A 6,463-nucleotide genomic window follows, 5' to 3' on the forward strand; every position below is an offset into this window, starting at 1 on the left:
GCACATAAAACCCGACATCATACTACTAGGGCCCGACCAGTGGATAACACCAGAAAAATTAAAAAACGAGATTCGACGGAGAGGCTTATTTGACACAGAAATACTCAAGCTACCCGAAAGAGTTGGCGGTGAGCTCTACAGCACAAGAGGTATAATAAAGAGAGTTTGCCAAATACAACGTTCTAGTAATATTCTGTAATACTACACTACCTATGCGGTAAAATTTAATATCTCTCAGTCCGTGATAATGGCTTTGGCGGTCGAGCAATGAAGAGATTTTTAGCTACTTTAGATGAGATAATCGGTAACTTGATATCTTCAAAGCAACAGGTTGATACCAAAGAAATTGAAAAGTTCGTCGAAGTTCTACTGAAAGCTAACAAGATATACACTTACGGAGCTGGGAGATCAGGACTCATAGCCAAGGCTTTCGCGCAAAGATTGATGCATCTAGGGTTTAAATCGTACGTGATCGGAGAGACTATAAATCCTAGTGTTGAGAGCGGAGACGCAATCGTCATTGTATCAGGTAGTGGTGAGACCACGTCATCGGTTTGTATAGGGAAAAAAGCGAAAGAGGTTGGAGCCATACTTGTTGTTATAACGGCTCATCCAGAGAGCAGTCTGGGGAAAATTGCCGACCTGGTCATAAAGGTGCCTGGTAAGACGAAGATCATTGAAAGAGAGAGCCTTGCCCCCTTTACAACACTGTTTGACATAACAGCTATGGCTATATTAGACTCTGTGGCATCAGAGTTGATGGAGAAGATAGGGGCTACAGAAGAAACGATAGCTAAGAGACATGCAAACGTCGAGTAAGGTGTTAGAAATGAGAATTTACCTTGACAGTATTAACCCCGAAGAGATCAAGTGGGCAGTAGAAAACAGGCTAGTATATGGTGTTACAATGAACCCATTTTTGCTTAAAGGCGTCGATACAAAGAAAAGGTCGTTCATCGAACTTATAATGGAGCTCGAGCCGTTAGTGGAAAATGAATTTCATATACAGGTCCCTGGAATAAACGCGGACGAGCTGGTAAAGAACGCGCTAAGAGTCTTCTCCATCAACGAGAAAAAAATTGTAATAAAAATACCCGCCACAGAAGAAGGGATCTTGGCAGCTAGTATTCTTAAAAGAAAGGGTGTGAGAGTTACTCTCACCGCGGTTACTACTGTAAACCAAGCATTGGTTGCCAACCAAATAGGGGTAGACTATATCGCACCTTTCGTCACGAGGGTTTACGAGCTAGGGGGTGATGGCATAAGCCTAATTAAGCAAATTGCTAGCATCTATAAACTAAATAATTCAACTACCAAAATCATAGCTGCCAGCATTAGAAGTAGGGAACAAATAGTGAGAGCCTTTTTAGCAGGTGCTGATGCCGTCACTGTAAAATTTGATCTCTTAAGAAAAGTCCTTAAAAGCAAGAAAACATCGGAAATAGTTGAGGAAATGAACAAAATATGGAGTAATATTATTTTTTAAATGTTCTTACTTAACATATCTTAGACCTCTCGATAAGGCTGTCGCTGCCCCTATTAAGATCACACCCGTTATAATTTGTTGTATGTAGTACTCTGTATAGCCCAACAATATAAGTATATTGCTTATGAGTGTTAACAGGGCGGCCCCAAAGAACGCCCCCAAGGGGTGTCCTTCACCACCTGTCAAGAGTATGCCTCCCAGTACGCAAGAGGCAATTGCACTTAGTTCGTTGCCTCTTGCCGTCCACGGGTCTACAGCTAGACCGGACATTCCTATAATAAGGACGCCACCGAGTCCATACATTAGACCGGCGATGGTGAATACCATGAATTTCACTAGGTCTGCCCGAACCCCCGATAGCCTTAAAGCTTCCTCGTTGCTACCCATAGCATAAATGTATCTTCCTAAGATGGAGTATTGAAGCATCGCATACACCGCTATCTCAACAATCACAATTACAATGAAACCGAGTGGTATTACATCAGCAACAGAGTAAGTGAATATTTCCCAGGGCGTTAAACCGTAGATCAGCTTCCCTCCACTGATGAAGAGATCCACTGCTCTCCATATAGCAAGACCAGCCAGAGTTGCGACAAATGAAAATATTTTCAGCTTTGTTACGAGCACCCCGTTAATCGCACCAATGACTAACCCCATCGCTAGAGCCGCCAGAACTGCTAACGAAAAATTCTTTGTCGATATGTATAATAGCGCAGCTAACATTGCAGTGAAGCCCTGTGCAGAGCCTGGAGTAAGGTCGACACCACCTGTCAATATGACAAGCATCTCCCCAGTTGCTATAGCGGCTAGTGGAGTAAGTTGCATAAGTAGAATTTTCACATTTGTTAAGGTGAGGAATTTTTCTGGAACCATTATGCTTCCTATGATAATGAGCAGGAATATCGGAAGTATGGGCCTAAGGATCTCTCTACTATATATCTCGCTAAAGATTTTCATGAGATATTCTGCGGATCCTCTCCGCAAATGGCTACACCTTCAGTTACAACATTTTAATCAACACTTCGCGATTTAAGTTCTCGTTCTTTAAAATGTCTTTGACTCTCCCGTCATGAAGTATCATGATCCTATCACTCACTCCAAGTGCCTCGTCCACGTCGCTGGTTAGCCAAATCACCGAGATCCCCCTGTCTCTGACCATGTTGTACACTAGCCTTCTAATCTCGTGCTTTGAACCTACATCAATCCCGATCGTTGGTTCGTCTAGTATTAAAATCTTAGGGTTTGCCAATAGTGCCCTACTTAGCAAAACCTTTTGCTGGTTACCGCCGCTCAATTTCAAAACCCTGTCAAGCAACGTCGCAAACACCAAGTTTAACGATTTCGAGACTTTCATAGCATCTTTCACCTCGGATTTACCGTCTATCATAAACAAACGCGAGTACTTGTCTAACGAAGAGATAGTCATGTTATGGAGAATAGGCCTATTCAGGAAAAGACCCTCGTTTCGCCTGTCCTCTGGCAAGTAGACTATACCATACCTCTTAGCGTCGACAGGGGATTTTATTCTTACGGGTCTTCCCTCAATATAGATAGTACCGGACTCTATATGTTGAAGGCCGACAAGGCTTTTCCCAAGCTCAGTTTTTCCAGAGCCCAACAGTCCTAGAACCGCCAGAATCTCTCCTTTATACAGATCGAAGCTAATATTTTTCAATCTCACCTCCACAGGTTTGAGAGGGTTTGTAGACATGTTTCTCACAGACAAGAGTACGGCTCCCTCCCCGGCAGGTTGCGTTGTCGAGCTCTTTATATAGTAGAACTCCGACAGGTCGGAGCCAATCATTAATCTTATAACCTCTTCTCGGGAAAGCTTACTTGCCGGAAAAGTACCCAGTTTAACGCCGTTACGCAATATTGTTATATTGTCGCAAATCTCGAAAGCTTCTTCCACACGGTGAGTAATGAAGATTATGCTAATACCATTCTCCTTTAGTCTCCTCATAACCTTGAATAAATGCTCTATCTCCTCTCTGCTTAAGGGACTCGTAGGCTCGTCGAGCAACAATAGCTTGGCGTTCATGGTTAAAGACGCGGCTATTTGCGTCAATGTTTTTTCAGAAGCCCTTAGGTCCTTTACTTTCTCATTGAGATCTAACCTTACACCTAGGGACTCAAATATGCTCTTGACCTTATCGGTATACACCCGCTTTTTGAAAGGTGTAAAAACTGACCATGAAAACAGTTCACCTAGTAACTCTACATTTTCCAGCACTGTTAGAGACGGTAATACCGTTAGTTCCTGGTGAACGAGTACGATGCCGTGCTTTCTAGACTCGCGTGGGCTTTTAAACGATACCTCCCTGCCTTCGAATATTATTTTTCCTTTATCAGGAGATAATATGCCTGCTATTATTTTTAGTAGTGTGGACTTACCGGCACCGTTCTGGCCTAGCAGGCAGTGAATCTCACATGGGTATAGAACCAAATCGATGTTGTCAAGTGCTTTAACCCCGGGAAAAGATTTCGAAATACCTTTTAGCTCGAGGATTGGACCGTCTTTACACCCCAGCGTAGAGACCTCCCGCCATATTCATGTTCACGTTAAATTACTATATACGTGGCATTAAAAAATTTATGTGAATTTGATGAACACACGTAAATGTTTATATACTTAGCGTGTAAAATAACATTTGTGAAGGGGACAAGTATGAGGGGTATATCTAAATACGCACTAGTTGGAATAATCATATTAGTTGTCGCGATCGCGGGAGTTGGTGCCTGGTATTATACGACTTACACGGCTGCTCCTAAGAAGTTGACCATATACTTCTTCGATCCAGCGCCTGGAAACCCGTGGTGGGACTTGGTACCCCACGGCATTGAGATGGCCATAAAGGACGTGCAGTCCCAGAAAGGTGTAACCATCGAGTACAAGAGGTTTGATGCCACCACGCTTGATCAGCAAATTTCACAGTTGCAAAATGCGATCAGCCTAAGACCAAACATTGCTATAGTGGGACCCATATCGGATGCCGTACAAGATGTCTTGAAGCAACTAAGACAAGCAGGCACAATAGTCATCCTAGTTGACAGAGACGTCCCCGACCAGACAGCGAGAGACCTTTATCTCGGCACTAACAACCGGTACGCGGCCAGGTTTGTCGCAGAGAATTTCTTAAAGTCTCTCCAGGAAAAGGGCGTTAACCCACCCTATAATGTGATAATATTTAAGGGTCTACCGGGTATCCCTACAAGCTACCTGCGGTACCAAGGGTTCATGGACGCACTTAAACCCCTGATCGAACAAGGTAAGGTCAAAATCCTGGCCGAAGTAGAGGTGGACCCGGACAACTTCCAAGAGTGCTACTCGAAGGCCCAGACTATTGTTGCATCATATGGGGCCCAAGCTAACGTATGGTTTGCAACAAATAACCTGCAGGCTATGGCCATAGTCAAGGCGCTACAAGACGCAGGATACAAACCTGGCCAGGATAAATACATATGCGGCTTCGACGCGCAGCCATCCGATTGGTTGAACATGATTAAACAAGGCATCGTGTCCATGAGCGTTACACAGACCCCGCACTTAATGGGTTACTGGGGAGTTTGGGCTGGCTACGCGATCTGGTCGAAGCAGGTCAATTTACCACCTAAGGCGTATATTAACACACCAATCTACAGCGTGTTACCGTGCAACGCTACAGTCGTTGCCACTAAGATCGATTACCTGACAGTTGGATACAACGAACTATTGTCTCTGTTAAATCAGCTAACACCAAGCAACCCAGGGATACAAGCTCCATCCTACTACGCCGAGCCCTGTTAACAAGGGTTATAACTTCCATATCGCATTTTTTATTCCTAGAAACCCATCCGGTGGAATTGTTTTGGTTGAAGTCGTAGGATTGGGCGAAATTTGTATAGATTGGACTGTTAAAGTAAAAAGGTTCCCCGAAGCAGACGAGAAAATCTATATCGAGGATAAGCAGATCTTCCCAGGCGGGGTAACAGCAAACTTTACGGTTGGATTAGCTAGGCTGGGAGTGAAGGTAGCATTTGTGGGTGGTGTGGGAGAGGATGATTTCGGGAGGTTTCTTATTAAGGCTCTCGAAAAGGAGGGTGTTGACACATCGTTATTACTCGTGAGGAGAGGTGCGAGAACGCCTGTGAATATAATAGTGGTGAATGAGAAAGGGGAGAAACAAGCATATATGGATCCATTTCTTAAGCTAAATGTACCCGATTTTCATGAGATCCGAGACGGCTTAGAGAAGATGTTGAGCGAGGCGAAAGTATTACACACCTCGGCCATCAAACTCCAACCCTCGCTTGAGGCCGCCAAGATCGCAAAGAAGAAAAAAGTCGCCGTGACCTTCGACCTCGAAAAGCACGTAGCATTAGAGTACGGTCTAGATGGATTAAAACCATTGCTAGCAAATGTTGATATCTTGATGCCAAACAAGGAAGGGCTTAAAACTTTGACTAAAAAGGAGTCATTAGTTGAAGCTGCCAAAGAAATGTTAAAGTACGGACCCAAGGTCGTAGTCGTTACAAGAGGTGAAAAGGGTAGCTTAATAGTTCACGAAAATGGTATTATTGAAACCCCGGCTTTCCCGATCAATCCCGTGGATACAACCGGCGCTGGGGATGCTTTTAATGCTGGATTTGTGTATGCGTACTTTTTGAGGCAACTCGATTTAAAAGACGCGGCTATAGTGGCCAACGCGGTCGCAGCTCTCAAATGCCTTAAATTAGGTGCCCAGACTGGAATGCCTCGTTTGCATGAAGTGAGGGAGTTCTTACAAAAGCATGGTTTCCAGATAAGTTTATAAGAAATTTCGTCAACCATCGTTAATCTATGAACTCGAAATGGTCTGGTCAAGTTTCTCTAGTAGAAGACTATAAATCTGGAAGGCCGGTAAACACTAGATCTGTAGTCTTACTATTGCTTGTGATTTCTCTTTCGATATCTTCGGCGAGTATTCTCGTCATACTTTCTGGTCTTAGCGCAAGCTC

The 6,463-nt window shown here is 43.9% G+C and carries 6 protein-coding genes and 1 pseudogene; 5 read left to right on the plus strand and 2 right to left on the minus strand.

All coding sequences use genetic code 11. The features are described from left to right. From ACP5KC_RS08115 to ACP5KC_RS08125, 3 genes and pseudogenes are all read left to right on the plus strand, one after another. A pseudogene (locus ACP5KC_RS08115) lies at positions 1 to 199 on the plus strand (DUF357 domain-containing protein); the annotation flags it as partial. Positions 200 to 267: 68 nt separating this feature from the next. Then, positions 268 to 819 (plus strand): 6-phospho-3-hexuloisomerase, encoded by a 552-nt coding sequence (hxlB, locus tag ACP5KC_RS08120; protein ID WP_428287228.1) that lies wholly within the window; start codon positions 268 to 270, stop codon positions 817 to 819. Between the two features lie 10 nt (positions 820 to 829). Next, positions 830 to 1,486 (plus strand): transaldolase family protein, encoded by a 657-nt coding sequence (locus ACP5KC_RS08125; protein ID WP_428287229.1) that lies wholly within the window; start codon positions 830 to 832, stop codon positions 1,484 to 1,486. Between the two features lie 6 nt (positions 1,487 to 1,492). Here ACP5KC_RS08125 and ACP5KC_RS08130 read toward each other — a convergent pair whose 3' ends face one another. Together ACP5KC_RS08130 and ACP5KC_RS08135 are read right to left on the minus strand one after the other, a co-directional pair. Next, the gene (locus ACP5KC_RS08130; RefSeq protein WP_428287230.1) at positions 1,493 to 2,470 is read right to left on the minus strand and encodes an ABC transporter permease; all 978 of its coding nucleotides are present in this window, start codon (positions 2,468 to 2,470) and stop codon (positions 1,493 to 1,495) included. Positions 2,471 to 2,486: 16 nt separating this feature from the next. Next, positions 2,487 to 4,037, minus strand: coding sequence for a sugar ABC transporter ATP-binding protein (locus ACP5KC_RS08135; protein ID WP_428287233.1), 1,551 nt, complete (start codon positions 4,035 to 4,037; stop codon positions 2,487 to 2,489). Between the two features lie 117 nt (positions 4,038 to 4,154). Between ACP5KC_RS08135 and ACP5KC_RS08140 the strand changes: the two genes are divergently transcribed. Beyond that, positions 4,155 to 5,273 (plus strand): sugar ABC transporter substrate-binding protein, encoded by a 1,119-nt coding sequence (locus tag ACP5KC_RS08140; RefSeq protein ID WP_428287231.1) that lies wholly within the window; start codon positions 4,155 to 4,157, stop codon positions 5,271 to 5,273. A 61-nt stretch (positions 5,274 to 5,334) separates the two neighbouring features. Further along, entirely contained in the window at positions 5,335 to 6,279 is a 945-nt protein-coding gene (locus tag ACP5KC_RS08145) for a carbohydrate kinase family protein (RefSeq protein ID WP_428287232.1), read from the plus strand. Positions 6,280 to 6,463 lie beyond the last annotated feature (184 nt).

It is taken from the genome of Infirmifilum sp. (assembly GCF_049970975.1).
Lineage (GTDB): Archaea > Thermoproteota > Thermoprotei > Thermofilales > Thermofilaceae > Thermofilum > Thermofilum uzonense.